Below are 19,238 nucleotides of genomic sequence, written 5' to 3' on the forward strand. Positions count from 1 at the left end.
GCCGGCCCGGCTCCCGGCTCCTAGCCGGAACCGAGGCTGGTGAGCCACTGCCGGACATGGCGGGCCCAGAGTGCGCCCACGCCCTCGACGTCGGCGAAGTCCGACTGCTCGGCCGCCAGCAGCGCGGGCACCGATCCGAACCGTTCGACCAGCGCCGTGATCTGCACGGGCCGGAGTCGGGGGATGTGGGCGAGCAACCGGTGGCCCCGCGACGTGACGTGCTCGTCCAGGTCCTCCGGTTCCGCGGGCAACCCCAGGCACCGCGCGACGGGGCCGGGCAGCAGCAGGTCGGCGTCGGTCAGCGCCGCGAGTCGATCGAGTCCGGCGGTCACCTGCTCGGCGGTGGGGACGCGAGCTGCATCAGCCCCGGAGTCGGTGGCGGTGGGGTCGACGCCGAGGTGGTCGGCGACGAGGCCCCACAGCTCGTCCGGGGAGTCGGCCAGCAGTTCCTCCAGCTGGAGTGTGGTCTGCCGCCCGTACTCGCCCATCTCGACCGTGAGTTCGGCGAGCTCGGCGCCCAGCCGCTCGAGACGGACCAGGCGCTGGGCCATGGTCACGACGTCGCGGACGGAGACCCACCCGCCGATCTCCCCGCGGTCGAGCCGGGCGCGGGCACGCGCGGTGCGGGCGCCGTGCCGCTCCATGGTGGCGACGGTCTGGTCCGCGCGGGCCAGGAGCACGACGGGATCCGCGAGCACCCGGGCCTGCCCGCCCGCGTAGACGGTCACGGTGGTCATCGAGGCCGACACCGCGACCGACGGGATCCCGGTGTGCAGCGCGGTGCGCTCGGCGGCGCGGTGCCGCGTCCCGGTCTCCACGGCGGGCAGCGACGGATCCGGGACGAGGTGCACGTTGGCGCGGGTGATGCGCTCGCCGTCCGAGGACAGGACCACGGCCCCGTCCATCTTGCTCAGCTCACGCAACCGGGCGGGGGTGAACTCGACGTCCAGGGCGACGCCGCCGTCACAGATCTCCTGGACGGCCCGGTCGTCGCCGAGCACCACCAGCCCACCGGTCCCGCTCCTGCGGATACGGTCCAGCGCGTCCCGCAGTGGCGTGCCCGGGGCGAGACGCCGGAGAACGGCGCGCATCGCGGCGTCGGCGGACGAACCGTCAGCCGCGCGGGCGGACAGGGTGGACGTCTCAGTGTCCCTCGGAAGGCGCGACGGTCTCGGACGGCCGCGTGTACTCGCCGCTGTCGGGGACCTCGGTGATGACGCCGGCGAACGCCTGCACCGTGTCGCCGTTGGAGAAGGTCAGGGTGGCGGGGACCGACGTGCCGACCGCGAGCTCGCCCGCCGGCAGGGTCGCGGTGGTCTGCTCGACGCAGACGCCCTCCTGGGCGGGGGCCGGGACGGCACCCTCGGCGGAGGAGACGACCAGCGAGCACCCGCGCTCGAGCGGCTGGGACTCGCCGACCTGCACCTCGACACCGTCGATCTGGACCCGGTCGAGGGAGACCGGATCGCCGAATCCGGAGCCGGTGTAGGAGGCCACAAAGCCGACCTTGGCGTCGGCGTCGCCGGTCTCGGGGAGGACCACCACGAGGTCGTTGACTTCGAGATCCCCTGCGGTGCCGTGTCCGCCGTCGACCGCAGCGACCTGATATGCCGTCTGCGACACCTGTCCGGCGCTACACGCTGACGCGCCGAGGGCGGCACCAACGGCCAGGACGGCGAGCGCGGTGCGGCGCAGGCCGGTGTTCGGTGAAGTCACGTCAGGCTCCTCGGGGGATGGTCGTTCTCAGGCCGGTCTCATCGTAGTCCACCGCTGGCCCGCGCTGGCGGTGGAGTGGACGCGCCGCACCCCCCGGATTGCCTGACCAGCGCGCTGGAGGTTGCTGACCTGCGCAAACGGATAACCCCAGGCCTGAGGGCGTGCTAAGATGGGCCAGTCGAAAGGGGAAAGCCACTAATGGACTTCAAGGTCGGCGACACTGTCGTCTACCCGCATCACGGCGCTGCGAGCATTCAGGCGATCGAGATGCGGATGGTCAAGGGCACCGAGAAGGAATACCTCGTCCTCAAGATTTCCCAGGGCGATCTCACGGTGAAGGTACCGGCCGAGAACGCCGAGTACGTGGGAGTGCGCGACGTGGTCGACGAGGCGGGACTCGACAAGGTCTTCGAGGTCCTGCGCACCGAGCACGCGGAGGAGCCCACCAACTGGTCGCGCCGCTACAAGGCGAACGGCGAGAAGCTGGCCTCGGGCGACGTCAACAAGGTCGCCGAGGTCGTCCGCGACCTGTGGCGCCGCGATCTCGACCGTGGGCTGTCCGCGGGCGAGAAGCGCATGCTCGCCAAGGCCCGTCAGGTGCTGGTCGGTGAGCTCGCGCTCGCGGAGCGCGCAGACGAGCACCGCGCGGACGAGATGCTCGACGAGGTCCTGGCCGCGGCCTCGGCCACTCCCGCGTAACGCGACCGAGAGTTGACCCGGCACGATTCCTCTGGCCACCCCGCCCCTACGGGCAGGGTGGCCGCGGTCGTTCCCGCGGCGGGCTCCGGGGTCCGGCTGGGTGCCGGCATCCCCAAGGCGTTCGTAGACCTGCACGGCCGGACCATGCTCGAGCGGGCCGTCGCCGGGCTGCTGGACTCCGGGGTCGTCGACGACGTGGTGGCGGTGGTCCCCGAGGACCGCGTGTCCGCGGCCGAGTCGCTGCTCGCACCCTTGCGGACGGGGGACCACCTCGTCGTCGTCACCACGGGTGGCGCGGAGCGCACCGACTCGGTCCGTGGTGGGCTCGCGGCGCTGGCCGCCGCCCGCCCCCGCCGCGAGGTGGCGGAGTACGACGTCCTCCTGGTCCACGACGCCGCGCGCTGTCTGACCCCGTCCGCGCCGATCCGGCGCGTGGTCGACGCGGTGCGCGCCGGCGAGCGCGCCGTGGTCCCCGTCCTGGCGGTGGTCGACACCGTCAAGGAGGTCGACGGCGAGGGGTTCGTCACCGGGACCCCCGACCGCGCGGCGCTCCGGGCCGTCCAGACCCCCCAGGGCTTCGACCGCGAAACCCTGCTGGCCGCCTACGCCGCCGCGGGGGACGTGGCCACCGACGACGCCGGGCTGGTCGAGCGGCTCGGCGTGCGGGTGGCGACGGTCGTCGGGGATCCCCTCGCCTTCAAGATCACCACGGCGGCGGACCACGACCGCGCGCTGACAGAGCTCGGGGCGACAGAGCTCGGGGCGACAGAGCTCGGCGAGGCCGAACCCACAGGAGTGCTCATGAGCGGCCCCGTCATCCCCCGCGTGGGCATCGGCACCGACGCCCATCAGGTCCAGCCGGGCAAGCCCTGCATGATGGCCTGCCTGCACTTCCCGGACGACGACGGCTGCGAGGGGCACTCCGACGGCGACGTGGTGGCCCACGCGTTGGTCGACGCGCTGCTCTCCGCGGCCGGGCTTGGCGACCTCGGGACGCTGGTCGGCACCGGACGCAGTGAGTACGACGACGTCTCCGGCGAGCGACTGCTCCGGGAGGCGGTCGCCGAACTCGCCGAGCACGGCTGGGCGATCGGTAACGCCGCCGTGCAGATGGTGGGCAACCGCCCCAAGATGGGCCCGCGGCGGGTCGAGGCCGAGGCGTTGCTGTCGGCGATCATCGGCGCCCCGGTCTCCGTCTCGGCCACCACGACCGACGGCATGGGCTTCACCGGCCGCGGCGAAGGGGTCTCCGCCGTGGCGACGGCTCTGGTGCTTCCAGAGCTGACAAAGCGGGTGTGAGCGTTCGTCACCGGTAGACTCGCTACCCGTGACGCTCCATCTGTATGACACCGCCACCCACTCCCTCAGGGAATTCACCCCTGTCCGGGAAGGGCACGTGTCTGTCTACCTGTGTGGAGCCACCCCCCAGTCCGTGCCGCACATCGGCCACGTCCGCTCCGGGGTCGCCTTTGACGTCCTGCGTCGCTGGCTGCTCGCCACGGGGTACGACGTCGCGTTCGTCCGCAACGTCACCGACATCGACGACAAGATCCTGACCAAGGCCGCCGAGAACGGCCGGCCCTGGTGGGAGTGGGTCGCCACGCACGAGCGCGAGTTCACGCGGGCCTACGACGCCCTCGGCGTGCTGCCGCCGTCCACCGAGCCGCGGGCGACCGGGCACGTCACGCAGATGATCGACTACATGGAGCGGCTCATCGAGCGCGGCTTCGCCTACCCGGCCGAGGGCAGCGTCTACTTCGACGTGGCCGCGTGGTCCGCGGCCCCGGAGGGCGACTACGGGCACCTGTCGGGCCACCGGCTGGACGAGGTGGACCAGGGGGAATCAGCGGACCTGCGCGGGAAGCGCGACTCCCGTGACTTCGCGCTGTGGAAGGCGGCCAAGGCCGGCGAACCGAGCTGGCCCACCCCGTGGGGCGACGGCCGCCCCGGCTGGCACCTCGAGTGCTCGGCCATGGCCACCTGGTACCTCGGCAGCACCTTCGACATCCACGGTGGCGGCCTGGACCTGCAGTTCCCGCACCACGAGAACGAGGCCGCGCAGTCCCACGCCGCCGGCGACAAGTTCGCCCGCTACTGGCTGCACAACAGCTGGGTCACCATGAGTGGCGAGAAGATGAGCAAATCGCTGGGCAACGTCCTCTCCGTCCCCAACATCCTCACCGCGGTGCGCCCGGTCGAGCTGCGCTACTACCTCAGCAGCGCCCACTACCGGTCGATGCTCGAGTACTCGCCGGAGGCGCTGCAGGAGGCGGCCGCCGGGTACCGCCGCATCGAGGCGTTCGTGCAGAGGGTGGCCGAGGCCGTAGGCTCTAGCACCGACGTGCCCGTGGGCCGGTGGACTGACGCTTTTGCCACCGCGATGGACGACGACCTCGGGGTCCCCGCCGCACTGGCGGAGATCCACGGCAGGGTGCGCGCGGGTAACACCGCCCTCGCGTCCGGAGACCTCGAGGCGGCACGGACGGCCGCCTCGGCCATCCGGGCGATGACCTCGGTGTTGGGCGTGGACCCCCTCGACCCCCACTGGGTCGCAGGTTGCGGCGGGGGCGACGCCGCCACCACAGCGCTCGACTCGCTCGTGCGCGCAGAACTCGAGGCGCGCAACGAGGCGCGCTCGAACAAGGACTTCGCCACCTCCGATGCCATCCGGGACCGTCTGGTCACCGCCGGCATCGAGGTGGCCGATACCGCGGACGGCCAGAGATGGTCGCTCGCCAACCGGAAGGACTGACATGGCTGGCAATTCGGCCCGACGCGGGGCGATCCGCAAATCAGGCACCAAGAAGGGCCAGGTCGTGGGCTCCGGCGGGCAGCGACGACGGGGGCTCGAGCCCCGAGGCGCCACCCCCAAGGCCGAGGACCGGACTTATCACAACGCCTACCGGAAGGCCAAGGCCGCCACGCGCCAGTCGGAGGGCACGCAGCAGCGTCGCCGCTACGCACAGAAGCAGGCGGACGGTCCGGAGTACGTGGTGGGCCGCAACCCGGTGGTGGAGTGCCTGCGGGCGGGCGTGCCCGCGACCGCGCTGTACGTCGCGATCGGCTCGGACGCCGACGAGCGGCTGACCGAGGCCGTCCATCTCTGTGCCAACAAGGGGATCTCGATCCTCGAGGTCCCGAAGACAGACCTCGACCGCATGGTCTCGAACGGTATGCACCAGGGGATCGGGCTGCAGGTGCCGCCGTACCAGTACGCGGACCCCAAGGACCTGCTCCACAGCGCGATGAACTCGTCCCAGCCCGCCCTGCTCGTGGCGCTGGACAACATCACCGACACGCGCAACCTCGGCGCCGTCATCCGGTCGACCGCCGCCTTCGGCGGACACGGCGTCCTCATCCCCGAGCGGCGCAGCGCGTCCATCACGGCCGTGGCGTGGCGCGCCTCCGCCGGTGCCGCTGCCCGGCTGCCGGTGGCCAAGGCCACCAACCTCAACCGCACGCTCCTCGACTGGGCCAAGTCCGGGGTGCAGCTCGTGGGGCTGGACGCCGACGGCGACACCACCCTGGACGAGTACGACGGCACCGGCCCCACGGTCGTGGTGGTGGGCTCGGAGGGTAAGGGCCTGTCGCGGCTGGTGCGCGAGAACTGCGACTCGATCCTGTCGATCCCGATCTCCGGCGGAGTGGAGAGCCTCAACGCCTCCGTGGCCGCCGGCGTCGTGCTCTCGGAGTTCTCCCGTCAGCGCCGAATGAAGGGATAATCCCCCCGGCTAGGGGTGTCGACTCGCCCCGTCACGACCGCGGGCGGCGGGGTGACCGGCAACGGTCGAACGTCGCCCGCGCGTACTCCCAGGTCTCCTCGCCGTAGTACAGGTGCCCGGCGATCTCGTAGAGCCCGGCCAGCCGCTGGTAGGTCCACGCGCGGTCGAGGAAGGCGTCGTCGATCCTGCCGACGTAGTGCGCCAGGACCTCGTCGACGAAGCGCGGTCCGTACCCGTACAGCTCCGCAAAGTCGACGGCCGGGTCGCCGAGGCACATGTCGGTGAAGTCGATGAGCCCGAGCCGGCCCGGACGGGGACCCGGTCCGGCGTCCCAGTACAGGTGGCGCACGTTGACGTCGTTGTGCAGGAACACCCGGGGTAGGAGGGTCGACTGCAGCGCGGCGACCTCGTCGCAGATCTCGCGCGCCGTGCGCATCTCGTCGTCGGTGAACCGGGCCGGGAGGTCGTTCTCCATGATGCCCCGCACGAAGTCCAGGTTCTCGGGCTGATAGGAGTGCGGGATCAGATCCAGCGGCGGAGCCGTGGTGTCCATGCCGTGCAGCGTGGCCAGCAGTGCGCCGAGCTGCCCGGCAATGGTCGTCTTGTCCGTCGCCGGAAGGCTGTGCAGCACCTCCGGTGTGAGACGCTCTCCGCGGACCAGCGGGTAGCCGGCGAACTCCACGCCGTCCGGCACGTGCGTATAGCGGGGGATCGCGGAATCGACGCAGGTGGCCGCGTGCTCGAGGACGACGATCTCCCGCGGCAACTGCGCGAGCGCCTGGGAGTCGGTGGGGAAGCGGAACACGAGGTCTGTGTGACCGAGGGCATCGACCTCACTGCACCCGCGGCAGATCACCACGACGTGATCCCACCCCTCGTCGATCCGCTGCGCCGAATCCCAGGAGAGGGTCGGGAACGCGGCACGGATCGCATCGAGTTCGGCGTGGCTGTCGGTTTCGTGGTCGGTGGGCACGCACCAGACGGTAGTCGGGCGGTCGGCATCCCAGCAGGTCGGCTCACCCCGCCGCCGCTCGGCAACGCCGCGCAGAATTCCGGGGAGGGCTGCCGGGGTCAGCGCCGCGCCGCCGCGACCCCCCGGCAGGCCAGGTAGATGACAAACGAGACGGTGGTGACGAACACCGACACCGGCACCCCGGGCGCGAGCGAGAGCAGCATTCCGCCCACGGCGGCGACCTCCGCGAACAGGATCGTCAGTCCGATCGCCCGGCCGGGGCTGGAGGTGACCGCGGCCGCGGCGGCGGCCGGGGTGATGAGCAGCGAGAGCACGAGCAGCGCGCCCACCACCTGCACGGCTTGAGCGGCCGCCAGCCCCACCAGCACCGCGAAGATCAGGTTGATGGCCCGCACCGGTACCCCCCGCGCCTCGGCGACCTCGGGGTCGGCGGAGGAGAAGACCAGCGGCCGGTAGAGCGCGATGAGCGAGACGCAGATGATCGCGGCGACCACAGCCATCTGCACCAGTCCGTGCTCGGACACGCCCACGATCTGGCCCGTGAGCAGGGAGAAGCTGGTCCCGGACCGGCCCGGGTAGAGATGGATGAACAGCACGGCCATGCCGAGGCCGAACGCCATGATCACGCCGATCGAGCTGTCGCGTTGCGACGCGCGGTTGCCCATGAGCCCGAACATCAGGGCGGCGATCACCGAGCCCAGGATCGCGCCGAGGCCCAGGTTCATGCCGAAGAGCAGGGCCGCGGCGGCTCCGGTCAGGGCGAGCTCGCTGGCCCCGTGGACGGAGAACGACATCTGTCGCATCACGATGAACGGGCCGATCGCCCCGGAGAGCAGTCCGAGCAGTGCGATCGCGGCGAGGCCGAACAGCACGAAGTCCTGCTCCAGCAGGTACGCGGTGGTCTCGGTGTCGGCGATGGAGCCGATGATCTCGAGCAGGCGGTCCATCAGTGTGCTCCGTGTCCGTGTCCGTGTCCGTGTCCGTGGCCATCGCCGTCGTGGTGGTGGTGCCCGGTGGACCACGGCTCGGCGCACAGGTGCTGGTTGTCGCCCACCACGATGATCTGGCCCCGCACGCGCAGCACCTCGACGGGCGAGGAGTAGAGGTCGGACATGACCTCGGTGGTGAACACCTCGTCCGGGGTGCCGATGCGGTGTCGGCCGTCGACCAGGTAGACGATCCGGTCGACCATCGGCAGGACCGGGTTGATCTCGTGGGTGACGAACACGACCGCGGTCCCGTGCTCGCGCCGACGGTGGTCGAGCACCGAGGCGACGGTGCGCTGGCCGGTGAGGTCCAGGCTGAGCAGGGGTTCGTCGCAGAGCATGACGCACGGGTCGCAGGCGATGGCCTGGGCCACCCGGACGCGCTGCTGTTCGCCGCCGGACATCCGGCCGAGGGGCTGGTTCGCCAGCTTCCCGGCCCCCAGGCGCGTCAGCGCGTCGTCGACGATCCGTCGCTTCTCCGAGCGCCGGGACGGCCAGCCCGGTCCCCAGCGGGTGCCGTCGATCCCGAGTCCCACCAGGTCGCGGCCCCGCAGGGTGATGCCGGGGTCGAACGCGCGCTGCTGGGGGACGTAGCCCAGGTGCGTGCCGCGGTCGCCGGGCGCGCGGCCGTCCACGAGGACGGTCCCGGCGTCGGGTGCCAGCTCGCCGAGCAGCACCTTGAGCAGGGTGGTCTTGCCGGCTCCGTTGGGCCCGAGGACCGCGATGAACTCCCCGGCGGCCACGTCGAGGTCGAGGTCCCGGATGAGCGTGCGCCCTCCACGCGAGACCGTCACCGAGTCGAGGGAGACGACGGGACCGGGTCCGGGCGTTCCGCGGACGTGGGTGCCCGCCGGATCGGCCACCGGTTCAGGCCCCGGATCGGCCACCGGATCAGTGCTCACCGTCGGCCGCCGGCGTCGCACTGTCCGGGGCACTGTCGAGGGCATTGGCGAGGGAGTCGACGATCCCCGTCATCCAGGGGAGGTAACCGATCCCCTCGGGGAGGGTCTCGGTCAGATCGACGACGACGAGGTCGGCCTCCTCGGCCGCGTCGCGGACACGCGCGGTGACGGGCGTCTCGGTCTGGGAGTTGAACGCCAGGAAGGCGACCCGTCGCTCGGACAGCAGGTCGAGCGTGGCGGCGAGGTCGGCCGCGGAGGGGTCGGTGTCGTCCTCGATCGAGGACAGGAACCCGGGGGGCGTCAGGTCGACCAGGTGGGCGGTGTCGAAGAGGTGGGCGCCGACCCGCTCGGTCTGGGCGTAGGGGAAGTGGCCGCGGTCGTGGATCGCGTCGAGCTCCTCCTCCAGCGGGATCAACGCGTCGGCGAAGCGCCGGGCGTTGTCCCGGTACTCCTCGGCGTGCTCGGCGTCGATCGTCGCCAGCTCCTCGGCGACCTGCCCGGCCACGGCCGCCACGGTGGGCAGGCTGAACCACACGTGCTCGTTGGTGCCGGCCTCGTCGGCGTGTGCGTCCTCGGCATCGTCAGCGTGGTCGTGGTCGTGATCCGCGACGGCGTCGCCGGTGGCGCGGGCGTACTCGTCGACCGCCCGCACCACTGCGACGTCCCCGGCGTTGCCGAGGGCCCGGTCGACAAAGGCGTCGTAGCCCGCGCCGTTGTAGACCACGAGGTCCGCGGCGGCGACGGTGGCCGCGGCGGCCGGGCTCGCCTCGTACGAGTGCGGGTCGGCGGCCGGGTCGGAGATCACGGACTCCACCGTCGCGTTGCCGCCGGCCACCTGCTGGGCGATGTCGGCGTAGACGGTCGTGGAGGCCACCACGTTCGGGCCGTCCGCGGCGGACCCGCTGCCCGATCCGTCCGCGGACCCGCAGGCGGTGAGAGCGACGCCCCCGGCGAGGGCGGCCACGGTGAGGGCGGCGGACCTGGCCAGACGTGGGTGGCGGGAGAAGGGAGACGACGACGTCACGAGTACCGCTCTCGTAGTAATGGGAACCGTTGTCGTTAAGTGTAAGACGATGGCCTCTCCCGCGCTCGCGTCCGGGGTGGGTCGCGGGGGCGGGAGGTAGCTCAGGCCCGCAATCTCGCGAGCTGCTCGAGCAGCCCGACCACCGCGGGGATGTCGGCAACGCGGTGGCCCGCGAGAGTCTGGCCGTCGCCGACCTTGACGCCGATGTCCTGGTCCCGCAGCCGGGCGAAGCCGCGCTCGTCGGTCACGTCGTCGCCGATGAACACGGCCACCTCCGCCCCGGTCTGCTTGACGAGCCTCTCGATCGCCGCGCCCTTGCTGGCCTCGCGGACCGCGATCTCCACGACGTTCTTGCCCTCGGTCACAAAGACCCCGTCGAGGGCGGCGGGACCGGCCATGGCCTCGGCCATCGCCGTCTCCCGCTGGGCCGGGTCGGAGACCGGGCGGACGTGTAGGACGGCGGCGGTCGGCTTGAGCTCGACGTGCGCCCCGGGGGTGCGGGAGGCGACCTCCTCGAGATCGGCGGTCACACGGGCGAGCCGCGCCACCTCGTCGTCGTCCAGGGGGGTGTCGAACCCGCCTTCCCACTCCGACCCGTGGCTCCCCACCAGGACCACCGGCGCGCCCGCGCCGCTGACCTGCGCGAGCGCGGCGCGGTTGCGGCCGGACAGTAGGGCCACGGTGGTCCGCGGCAGGCCGGCGAGGCGCTCGAGGGCGGCGATGGCGCCGGGTGCGGGAACGGCGCGGGTGGGGTCGTCGACGAACGGTGCCAGGGTGCCGTCGTAGTCGCACGCGATCACCAGCGTCGGCGTCTGCGCGGCGCGGCGCAGGGCGTCGTCGAGCTCGGGGGACGGATTGTCGGAGGTGCTGGCGTCGGGTGCGGTCATGGCTCCCAGGTTAGGAGCCGGGCCGGCTCGGCGTCGGGGGAAGGCCGGGACGAAGCCGGTGCGGGAAGGGTGAGTGCGAGCCGAGTGGAAGCCGAGCGGAGGCCGGGCGAAGGCGGAGCGGGTGTTGACCTAGCCTGCCGCAACTGTAGGATTGTTGACAATCTGACGGAAGGTAACCCGATGACCTCTACCCTGACGGCCCTGGAGCTCGCCGAGTGCTTCCGCGACGGTGCGCTCTCCCCGGTCGACGCCGCGACGGACGCGCTGGAGGCGATCGAGCGGGTCGACGGCGAGATCAACGCCTTCTGTCGCCTCGACCGCGACGCGACCCTCCGCTCCGCGCGCGACTCCGAGGCCCGGTACCGCCGGGGCGAGCCGCTCAGCCCGATCGACGGGGTGCCGGCGTCGATCAAGGACATCTTCTACACCCGCGGCGTCCCGACGCTGCGGGGTTCCCGTCTGCTCGCGGACAAACCCGGCGCCGAGGATCCCGACTCCTGGCCTGACGACGCCCCCGTCACCTCCGCGGTGCACGAGGCCGGCTGCGTGGTGATCGGCAAGACCACCACCCCGGAGTTCGCGTGGAAGGGGGTCACGGACAACACGCTCACCGGCATCACGCGCAACCCGCACGACCCGGCCCTCACCCCGGGCGGCTCCAGCGGCGGCGGGGCGGCCGCGGTCGCCGCCGGGCTGGGCCAGCTCGCCCTGGGCACCGACGGCGGCGGTTCGGTCCGCATCCCCGCGGCGTTCTGCGGGATCGTCGCGCTCAAACCCACCTACGGCGTCATCCCGATGTTCCCCTCGAGCCCCTTCGGCACGCTCGCCCACGCCGGGCCCATGACCCGCACCGTCGCCGACACCGCGGTGTTCATGGACGCACTGTTGCGCCCGGACCCGCGGGACTGGTCGGCCGTGCCGGCGCGCGCCACGACCCCCGGCCCGGGCGGTTACCTGGCGGCGGCCACCGAGGGCATCCGGGGGGATAGCCCGCTCGAGGGATTGCGTGTGGCGTACAGCCCCACCCTGGGCTTCGGCACCAACCACCACGACGTGGAGCGCGAGGTCGCGCGCTCGGTGGCGATCCTGGAATCGCTGGGGGCCCGGGTGGACACCGTGGACCCCGGGATCACCGATCCGGTCGACGCCTTCCACGTGCTGTGGTTCGCCGGGCTGGCCGCGGTCCTGGCACCGCACGGCCCGGACGCGATCGACCGCGTGGACCCCTCGATGCGCGAGGCGCTCGAGCGGTACCGTGACTTCTCCGCCGCCGACTATCTCGACGCTGTCGCGGTGCGGATGGCGCTGGGCGCGCGGATGGCCGACTTCCACCAGCGGTACGACATCCTCATCACGCCCACCACCCCGATCCCCGCGTTCGAGGTCGGATCGGACGTGCCCCGGGGCTGGCACAATCCCGACTGGACGTCGTGGACCCCGTACACCTACCCGTTCAACATGACCCAGCAGCCGGCGCTGAGCATCCCCTGCGGGGCGACCGACGCGGGACTGCCGGTGGGGATCCAGGTGGTGGGCGCCCGGTTCTCCGACCAACTGGTCGTGCGGGTCGGAGCCGCACTGGAGGCGGCCCTGGGCCGGGTGGTCCCGACTCCGCGGGTGCACGCCGGGGACCCCGGGAGCGTAGAGCGATGACGGCGATCGGACAGCCCTCCGGCCTCGAACCGTCCGGCCTCGAACCCTCCGGCCCGGAACCGTCCGGCCTGGAACCCCCCGTCCTGGAACCGGTGGTCCGGGAGTCGACGCCCGCGCTCATCGCGCGAACACTCCGCCGAGCGATCTCCGGGGGCGTCTTCACCCCGGGGACACAGCTCGGCGAGGCCGCGCTGGCCCACTCGCTGGGCGTGAGCCGCGGGCCGCTGCGCGAGGCCATGCAGCGGCTGACGCAGGAGGGGTTGCTCGTCTCTCACCGCAACCGCGGGCTGTTCGTCGCCGAACTCGCCCCCGAGTCCGTCGAGGACATGTACCTGCTGAGAACGACCGTCGAGACGGCAGCGCTCGCCCGGGTTCTCACGCTGGGGCTGGGTGGGGAGACCGCCGACGCACTGGACGAGGCCGTCGACGCGATGGCCGCCCTGGCCGACCAGCCGCGGTCCGCCGCGATGGTCGCGGCGGACCTCGACTTCCACCACGCCCTGGTGGAGGCGGCCCGGAGCCCGCGGCTGTCGCGGGTTCACGAGACCGTCCTCGTGGAGACGAGCATGTGCCTGCACGCCATGCGGGGCACCTATTCGGACGCCGAGTCCAGACTCGCCGAGCACCGCGCCATCGCTGACGCCGTCCGCGCCGGGGACCCGGATAGTGCACGGTCTCTGCTGATCGACCACATGAGGGACGGGCTGGAGCGGGTCCGGACTTCCGGCCCCGACACCTGATCCGCGGTAACGGGGAGGTCACGCTTGACCCGTTAGTCGACGCGGCGCGGCCCCCCGGTCCTACCGTGGAGCAACCGTTAACTTCCACCCAACCGTCAAGTTCCATGCAACGGAGGCACCGATGAGTACGGACATCTCTCGTAGACAACTTTTCCGAGGCGCGCTGGCACTGGGCGGGGTCGTGGCGGTCGGCGGCTCCCTGGTCGCCTGCTCCACCACCGAGACCGGAGGCCCGGGGGCCGAGGGCGGCGGGGGACTCCTCGAGCGGGCCAAGCAGCAGGGTCTGCGGATCGCGATCGGCAACGAGCCGCCGTACACCGAGCTGTCACCGGACGGCACCGTCACCGGCGTGGAGCCGGACGTCGTCCGCGCAGTGTGCGAGCGCATGGGGATCAGCAAGGTCGAGGGGATCGTCTCCGGCTACGACGCGATGATCCCGGGTCTCAAGGCCAACCGGTGGGACACCATCGCCGCGGGTCTGTTCATGAAGGAGTCGCGCTGCCGCGAGGTCGCCTACGCCTCGCCCGTCATCGTCTCCACCGAGTCGTTCGGTGTCCGGCCGGGCAACCCCAAGGACGTCCTGACCATCGCCGACGTCAAGGAGCGGCAGGACCTGCGCGTCGGGGTGGTCCCCGGCGGGTTCGAACAGGGCATCCTCGAGACGGCCGGGATCCCGGCGGCCCAGATCGTCAACGTCACCGACGCGCGCGGCGGCGCCGACGCACTGAACGCCGACCGCATCGACGCCTTCCTCCTGCCCACGCTCTCGCTGCGCGAGCTCGACGGCGTCGAGGTCACCGACCCCATTCCCGACGCTCCCAAGACCGGCTCCTCGGCGGCGTTCCGGCCCGAGGACCAGGACTTCCTCGACGCCTACAACGTGGAACTCGAGAAGTTCAAGGCCGAGCCCGCGTTCGCAGAGATCCTGGAGAAGTGGGGCTTCGACCCCACCGTCGTCGCGGGCGTGACGACCGAGGAACTCTGCGCGGTCGACGGCTGACCGACAGCCGATGGACGCGATAGTCGAGTACCTCCCGCTGATCCGGGCGGGCTTCATCACCACGGTCCAGGTGACGATCCTCGGCGCGGTGCTCGCCCTCGTCGTGGCCTTTGCCCTGGGCCTGGCCCGGCTGTCCACCCATCGCTGGCTGCGATGGCCGGCGGCGTGCATCGTGGAGTTCCTCCGCGGCACGTCGCTGGTCGTCCAGTTGTTCTGGCTGTTCTTCGCCCTCCCGTTCTTCGGGATCCAGCTCACCGCGCTGTTCGCGGGAGTCCTGGCCCTGGGCCTCAACGAGGGCGCGTACGCCTCGGAGGTGGTCCGCGGGTCCATCGCGTCGCGGCCGAAGGGGCAGACCGAGGCCGCGATCGCGCTCAACATGACGCCCGCGCAGCGGATGCGCCGCATCCTGCTGCCGCAGTCGATCCCGGCGATGCTCCCGCCCATGGGCAACGTCATGGTGGACCTGCTCAAGAACAGCTCGCTGGTCTCCCTGGTGACGGTGGCGGACCTGACCTTCAACGCCGGGCTCATCCGGTCCTCGACCGGTGAGACCGCCCTGATCTACGGGATCATCCTGATCCTGTACTTCGCCCTGAGCCTGGTGATCTCCGCGATCATCGCGCTCCTGGAACGGCGGTTCTCGCCGACCCGCGAGCGCCGCCCGCTGCTCGGCGCGCTCACCGGCCGGATGCAGGGGGTGAGCTGATGATCTGGGACAACGCCTTCGCGATCAGCATCATCCCCGACCTGCTCAGGGGCCTGGTCACGACCGTGCAGATCACGTTCGCCGGCATGGCCATCGCGGCGGTGCTCGGGCTGGTGGTGGCCGTGTTCCGGTACCTGCGCATCCCGGTGGTGACGCAGATCCTGAGCTTCCTCGTGTACTTCATCCGCGGGACACCGCTGCTGGTCCAGGCGTTCTTCGTGTTCTACGTCCTGCCGGAGTACGGCATCACCATGAGTGCGCTGGTGACCGGCATCCTGGTCATCGGCGTCAACTACAGCGCCTACACCGCCGAGGTCTACCGTTCCGGTATCGAGGGCGTCCCCGCCGGGCAGTGGGAGGCCTCGACCGCCCTCAACCTGCCGCGCGGGCGCACCTGGACGAGGATCGTGCTGCCGCAGGCGATCCGCCGGGTGGTGCCGCTTCTGGGCAACTACCTCATCCAGATGTTCAAGGACTCGGCCATCCTGTCCGCCATCACCGTCTACGAGCTCATGTCCGTGGCCAAGGCGATCGGCCAGTCCGAGTTCCGCTACATCGAACCGTTCACCATCGCCGCGCTGCTGTTCCTCATCGTGAGCGTCCCGTGCACCCTCGTACTGCGTCGATTGGAGACCCGCTATGGCACCGTCCACTGAACCCGGTAGGCCGGGGGAGCCGATGGTCCGGTTCGAGCGGGTGAGCAAGAACTGGGGCGAGAACCATGTGCTGCGGGAGCTCGACTTCACCGTGGACAAGGGCGAGAAGATCTCGATCATCGGGCCGTCCGGCTCAGGTAAGACCACCATCCTGCGCGTGCTGATGACTCTCGAGTTCCCCACGTCGGGCCGGGTCCTGGTCGAGGGCGACGAGCTGTGGAACACCGACGGCGCCCGGAAGTCGCCGCGGGAGACCAAGCAGATGCGGCAGATCCGCAGTCGCATCGGCATGGTGTTCCAACAGTTCAACCTGTTCCCGCACATGACCGCGCTGGAGAACGTCATGGAGGCGCCCGTTCACGTGCTGGGTAAGGACAAGGCCACTGCGAAGCGGGAGGCGGAGGACCTGCTCGCGCTGGTCGGGCTGGCCGATCACTCGGCCAAGAAGCCCCCACAGCTGTCCGGCGGTCAGCAGCAGCGCGTGGCGATCGCCCGGGCCATGGCCACCAAGCCGGACATCATGCTCTTCGACGAACCCACCTCGGCCCTGGATCCCGAGCTGGTGGGGGAGGTGCTCAAGGTGATCCGGGACCTGGCAAACGACTCGTCCATGACCATGCTCATGGTGACCCACGAGATGAACTTCGCCCGCGAGATCTCCGACCGCGTGGTGATGTTCGACGGCGGGGTGGCCGTGGAGTCGGCGCCGCCCGCGAAGTTCTTCGACTCCCCGGAGCACGAGCGCACCAAGCGCTTCCTCGGCACGGTTCTGGGTTACTGACCGGGAGGGGTTAGACAGGCTGTCTACCGTCGTGCACACTGTGTCGTAGGACACAGTCCCTGCGAGAGGAGTCAGCCATGCCGGCATCGACCAGCCCCCGGACATCCGGGGACACCCATCAGTTCGACTACTACCACCGCGCCGGCATGCCACTGCGTCCGTGGCCCGAGCGGGCCACGGAGAAACGAGAACTGTGGGATGCGAGCCGGAGCAGGTTTGTCGAGCCGATGGTTCCGGCCGCGCGGCTGGGGACGCCGAGTCCGTTCATCGACCTGGTGGCCGACCACCAGTGGCAGGGCGACGAGCTCATGGACGCGACCGTGCTCGCGTTCCGCCAGATCGGGATGGCCGAGGGCCGGCAGATGCTCGAGCAGGCGCTGGACCATGGGATAAAGACCGTGGTCGACCCGCCGGAGGAGCTGGTGCGCCTGTTCGTCTCCCTCGATTCCCCGCCCACCTGGCATGACCCGGCGCGATGGGAGCGGGGCCGCAGGCTGTGGGTCAGCACGTCGTTCGCCGGCAAGACGGGGATGGCCGTGATGGACGCGCTCGCGACCTTCGTCGGTAACGACGTGTCCACCGCGACCGGGGCGACGCGGCGGTTCATCAACGACTACCAGCGGCGGATGCTCGAGACCTACACGTGGTTCTGGAACGTGACCCGCGAGAACGCGATGGACCGCTACTCGCCGATCTTCAAGGACACGGTCAAGGTCCGTCTCATGCACTCGCAGGTCCGTGCCGGGATGCGGCGCAGCTGGAGCGACGAGGACTTCAGCCGCGAGGGCTGCCCGATCTCCGCCACGGCCATGCTCATGGGCGCCATCTCCTTCGGCATGCTGCCGATGCTCGTCGACATCGCCCACGGCCGGCGCCACTCGCGGCAGGACCTCGACGACGCGATGATCTACTGGGCCTACATCGCGTACATCTTCGGCGTCCCCGAGGAGGTCATCCCGACCACCGCCGATGACGGGATCGAGATCCTCAACCACTTCCTGCCCTACACAGGCGGTCCGACCCAGGCGACAGCCGACATGTCGGGTGCGGCCGCCGGGGCGCTGTCGGACGCCGACGGCGTCCTGACACTGCGGGGCCGTGCGACGGCGGCGCCGCTGCTCGGGGCGATGGCCTACTTCGGTGGCGAACCCGCCACCCGGGCGTTGATCGCCACCACCTCGGCGCACGACATCCGTATCGATCACTGGATCCGACTCGCCGGGGTCCTGGCCCGGGCCAACGTGTGGATCAACAGGGTGGTCGACGCGGTCCCGTTCAGGACTGCTCGGATGATCCGACGCGCACGCAAGGGGGACAGGTTCTGGCGGGTGAACGTGGCCACGTCGCGGATCTCGGCCCGGAAGAGAGGGATCCACTCGACCCGGTATGACCACCACGACGCGACGCCCTCGGTCCCGGCGGGCTGCCCTCTGCACTGACCGACCGCCGCACTGGCCGACCACCGCCCCGGGGAACGGTCAGCGGTCCACCACCACGCCGTCCCGGCTCAACTGCGCCATCGCCCGGGCCAGGCGCCGCAACCGGTCGTCGTCGGCGGTACTGCCGAGCTGTGAACACGCCCGCTCGGCCATCCAGACCAGGACGGAGGCGGTCTCCCGGGCGGGGACGTCGCGGATGGTCCCCGCCCGTTGCCCGTGCTCCAGGGCCGCGGTCGTGGCGTCGATCAGCGCGCCCATCTGTGTCGTGATGCTCTCGGCCACCTCCGGGTCGGTGGTGCCCGCGTCCATGACGGCCGCCATGACCGCCGCGTTGTCGCGGTACACGCGCATGAGCTCGTACAGTGCGGCCTCGACCGTGCGTTCCCCGGAGATCACTGCCTCCCACAGGTGTTGCAGCGGCTGCGTCAACAGCTCCCAGCCGTGGAGGACCAGTCGCAGGTTGAACGCGCGTCTGTCAGCGAAGTACAGGTAGAAGGTCGCGCGGCTGATGCCCGCCTCGCGACTGAGCCGGCCGACCGGGATCTCGGACGGTACCGCGCCCTGCTCGATCAACCGGCCCAGCGCGGCGAACAGCGCTGCCTCGACACCGGGCCGCCGCTGGTCCCGTGGCGCGTCGCCTCCCGGGGGCGTCTCGGGAACAGTCATACACGGACTCGCGATCGGCGCATGGGCGCGAGACTACCGGGCGGTTCAGGGGCTGGGATGTAGCCCGTGGCGCATCCCCCAGGCCACGGCCTGCGCCCTGGTCGTGACGCCGATCTTGCGGTACGCGTCCCGGATGTAGGACTTGACGGTGTTGATCGACAGGTAGCAGGTCGCGGCGATCTGGTCGTTGGACCTGCCCTGGACGATCAGCGCGAGCACCTCGGATTCGCGAGGGGTCAACCCCGCGTGGTCGCCGGGCCACCGCGAGTTCGACCCCGTTTCGTCGACGTCTCCGAGAACGGTGACGCTCTCCCCCGCGGCGACTCTCTCGATGCCCTCGACCAGCGCCTCGGCGGCCAGCGATTTGCCCAGGTACCCGGTCGCCCCGGCGGCGAAGGCGTCCTCGACGGCGCGCGGGGTCGTGATGAACGAGTAGGCGGCAACGAACCCGATCCTCGGGTCGAGCGCCATGGCCGCGCATCGCGCCTGCCAGTCGTTCGGGGAGGCGAAGGTGTCGAACAGCACCACGTCCACCGCCGAGCTGTAGCTCGAGACGGACTCCTCGACGGTCACCTCGACGCGATCGGAATACGGGGAGAGGAGGGCCCGGACACCCGCGATGACCACTGAGTAGTCGTTGACCACCGAGACCCTGACCAGCATTCGAGAACCGTAGCAGTCAGGACCC

At 70.9% G+C, this 19,238-nt stretch carries 20 protein-coding genes and 1 pseudogene; 12 read left to right on the forward strand and 9 right to left on the reverse strand.

The window, feature by feature from the left end; all coding sequences use genetic code 11:
• Positions 1 to 20 precede the first annotated feature (20 nt).
• The gene (gene disA, locus R4P08_RS13960; protein ID WP_317814494.1) at positions 21 to 1,091 is read right to left on the reverse strand and encodes a DNA integrity scanning diadenylate cyclase DisA; all 1,071 of its coding nucleotides are present in this window, start codon (positions 1,089 to 1,091) and stop codon (positions 21 to 23) included.
• Between the two features lie 52 nt (positions 1,092 to 1,143).
• Entirely contained in the window at positions 1,144 to 1,716 is a 573-nt protein-coding gene (locus R4P08_RS13965) for a hypothetical protein (RefSeq protein WP_317814495.1), read from the reverse strand.
• 198 nt (positions 1,717 to 1,914) lie between these two features.
• Between R4P08_RS13965 and R4P08_RS13970 the strand changes: the two genes are divergently transcribed.
• The 5 genes and pseudogenes from R4P08_RS13970 to rlmB all read left to right on the forward strand — a co-directional run bounded on the left by R4P08_RS13970 (position 1,915) and on the right by rlmB (position 6,137).
• A complete protein-coding gene (locus R4P08_RS13970; protein ID WP_317814496.1) occupies positions 1,915 to 2,415 on the forward strand; it encodes a CarD family transcriptional regulator in 501 nt (166 codons plus the stop codon).
• 12 nt (positions 2,416 to 2,427) lie between these two features.
• Positions 2,428 to 3,165, forward strand: a pseudogene (gene ispD / locus R4P08_RS13975) (2-C-methyl-D-erythritol 4-phosphate cytidylyltransferase); the annotation flags it as partial.
• 51 nt (positions 3,166 to 3,216) lie between these two features.
• On the forward strand, positions 3,217 to 3,714 hold the full coding sequence (gene ispF, locus R4P08_RS13980) for a 2-C-methyl-D-erythritol 2,4-cyclodiphosphate synthase (RefSeq protein ID WP_317814544.1): 498 nt from the start codon (positions 3,217 to 3,219) through the stop codon (positions 3,712 to 3,714).
• Between the two features lie 28 nt (positions 3,715 to 3,742).
• Positions 3,743 to 5,167, forward strand: a complete 1,425-nt coding sequence (cysS, locus tag R4P08_RS13985; RefSeq protein ID WP_317814497.1) for a cysteine--tRNA ligase — start codon at positions 3,743 to 3,745, stop codon at positions 5,165 to 5,167.
• A 1-nt stretch (position 5,168) separates the two neighbouring features.
• Positions 5,169 to 6,137, forward strand: coding sequence for a 23S rRNA (guanosine(2251)-2'-O)-methyltransferase RlmB (rlmB, locus tag R4P08_RS13990; protein ID WP_317814498.1), 969 nt, complete (start codon positions 5,169 to 5,171; stop codon positions 6,135 to 6,137).
• 31 nt (positions 6,138 to 6,168) lie between these two features.
• Here rlmB and R4P08_RS13995 read toward each other — a convergent pair whose 3' ends face one another.
• The 5 genes from R4P08_RS13995 to otsB form a co-directional block, all read right to left on the reverse strand.
• Positions 6,169 to 7,110: an aminoglycoside phosphotransferase family protein gene (locus R4P08_RS13995; RefSeq protein WP_317814499.1), complete on the reverse strand. Its 942-nt coding sequence runs from the start codon at positions 7,108 to 7,110 to the stop codon at positions 6,169 to 6,171.
• 98 nt (positions 7,111 to 7,208) lie between these two features.
• Positions 7,209 to 8,036, reverse strand: a complete 828-nt coding sequence (locus R4P08_RS14000) for a metal ABC transporter permease (RefSeq protein ID WP_411741211.1) — start codon at positions 8,034 to 8,036, stop codon at positions 7,209 to 7,211.
• Positions 8,037 to 8,056: 20 nt separating this feature from the next.
• Positions 8,057 to 8,998, reverse strand: coding sequence for a metal ABC transporter ATP-binding protein (locus R4P08_RS14005; protein WP_411741210.1), 942 nt, complete (start codon positions 8,996 to 8,998; stop codon positions 8,057 to 8,059).
• A complete protein-coding gene (locus R4P08_RS14010; protein ID WP_317814501.1) occupies positions 8,988 to 10,022 on the reverse strand; it encodes a metal ABC transporter solute-binding protein, Zn/Mn family in 1,035 nt (344 codons plus the stop codon). Before R4P08_RS14010 ends, R4P08_RS14005 begins: the two co-directional genes overlap by 11 nt.
• A 101-nt stretch (positions 10,023 to 10,123) precedes the next feature.
• Complete coding sequence (gene otsB, locus R4P08_RS14015; RefSeq protein WP_317814502.1) at positions 10,124 to 10,909, reverse strand: trehalose-phosphatase; 786 nt, start codon at positions 10,907 to 10,909, stop codon at positions 10,124 to 10,126.
• A gap of 180 nt (positions 10,910 to 11,089) precedes the next feature.
• Between otsB and R4P08_RS14020 the strand changes: the two genes are divergently transcribed.
• The 7 genes from R4P08_RS14020 (at position 11,090) to R4P08_RS14050 (ending at position 17,884) form a co-directional block, all read left to right on the forward strand.
• Complete coding sequence (locus R4P08_RS14020; RefSeq protein WP_317814503.1) at positions 11,090 to 12,562, forward strand: amidase; 1,473 nt, start codon at positions 11,090 to 11,092, stop codon at positions 12,560 to 12,562.
• Entirely contained in the window at positions 12,559 to 13,302 is a 744-nt protein-coding gene (locus R4P08_RS14025; protein ID WP_317814504.1) for a GntR family transcriptional regulator, read from the forward strand. The genes R4P08_RS14020 and R4P08_RS14025 overlap by 4 nt, the downstream gene beginning before the upstream one ends.
• Positions 13,303 to 13,423: 121 nt before the next feature.
• Entirely contained in the window at positions 13,424 to 14,302 is an 879-nt protein-coding gene (gene ehuB / locus R4P08_RS14030; protein ID WP_317814505.1) for an ectoine/hydroxyectoine ABC transporter substrate-binding protein EhuB, read from the forward strand.
• Between the two features lie 10 nt (positions 14,303 to 14,312).
• A complete protein-coding gene (ehuC, locus tag R4P08_RS14035; protein WP_317814506.1) occupies positions 14,313 to 15,008 on the forward strand; it encodes an ectoine/hydroxyectoine ABC transporter permease subunit EhuC in 696 nt (231 codons plus the stop codon).
• Positions 15,008 to 15,664 carry an ectoine/hydroxyectoine ABC transporter permease subunit EhuD gene (ehuD, locus tag R4P08_RS14040; RefSeq protein ID WP_317814507.1) on the forward strand — a complete coding sequence of 219 codons (657 nt, stop codon included), beginning with the start codon at positions 15,008 to 15,010 and terminating at the stop codon, positions 15,662 to 15,664. Before ehuC ends, ehuD begins: the two co-directional genes overlap by 1 nt.
• A gap of 22 nt (positions 15,665 to 15,686) precedes the next feature.
• Entirely contained in the window at positions 15,687 to 16,445 is a 759-nt protein-coding gene (locus R4P08_RS14045) for an amino acid ABC transporter ATP-binding protein (protein ID WP_317814546.1), read from the forward strand.
• Positions 16,446 to 16,522: 77 nt separating this feature from the next.
• The gene (locus R4P08_RS14050; protein WP_317814508.1) at positions 16,523 to 17,884 is read left to right on the forward strand and encodes an oxygenase MpaB family protein; all 1,362 of its coding nucleotides are present in this window, start codon (positions 16,523 to 16,525) and stop codon (positions 17,882 to 17,884) included.
• A gap of 39 nt (positions 17,885 to 17,923) precedes the next feature.
• Here R4P08_RS14050 and R4P08_RS14055 read toward each other — a convergent pair whose 3' ends face one another.
• Both R4P08_RS14055 and R4P08_RS14060 read right to left on the reverse strand, forming a co-directional pair.
• Positions 17,924 to 18,550 (reverse strand): TetR/AcrR family transcriptional regulator, encoded by a 627-nt coding sequence (locus R4P08_RS14055; protein WP_317814509.1) that lies wholly within the window; start codon positions 18,548 to 18,550, stop codon positions 17,924 to 17,926.
• Positions 18,551 to 18,595: 45 nt separating this feature from the next.
• Positions 18,596 to 19,213 (reverse strand): response regulator transcription factor, encoded by a 618-nt coding sequence (locus tag R4P08_RS14060; RefSeq protein ID WP_317814510.1) that lies wholly within the window; start codon positions 19,211 to 19,213, stop codon positions 18,596 to 18,598.
• Positions 19,214 to 19,238 lie beyond the last annotated feature (25 nt).

It is taken from the genome of Rhodococcus sp. IEGM 1408, from assembly GCF_033142235.1.
Lineage (GTDB): Bacteria > Actinomycetota > Actinomycetes > Mycobacteriales > Mycobacteriaceae > Dietzia.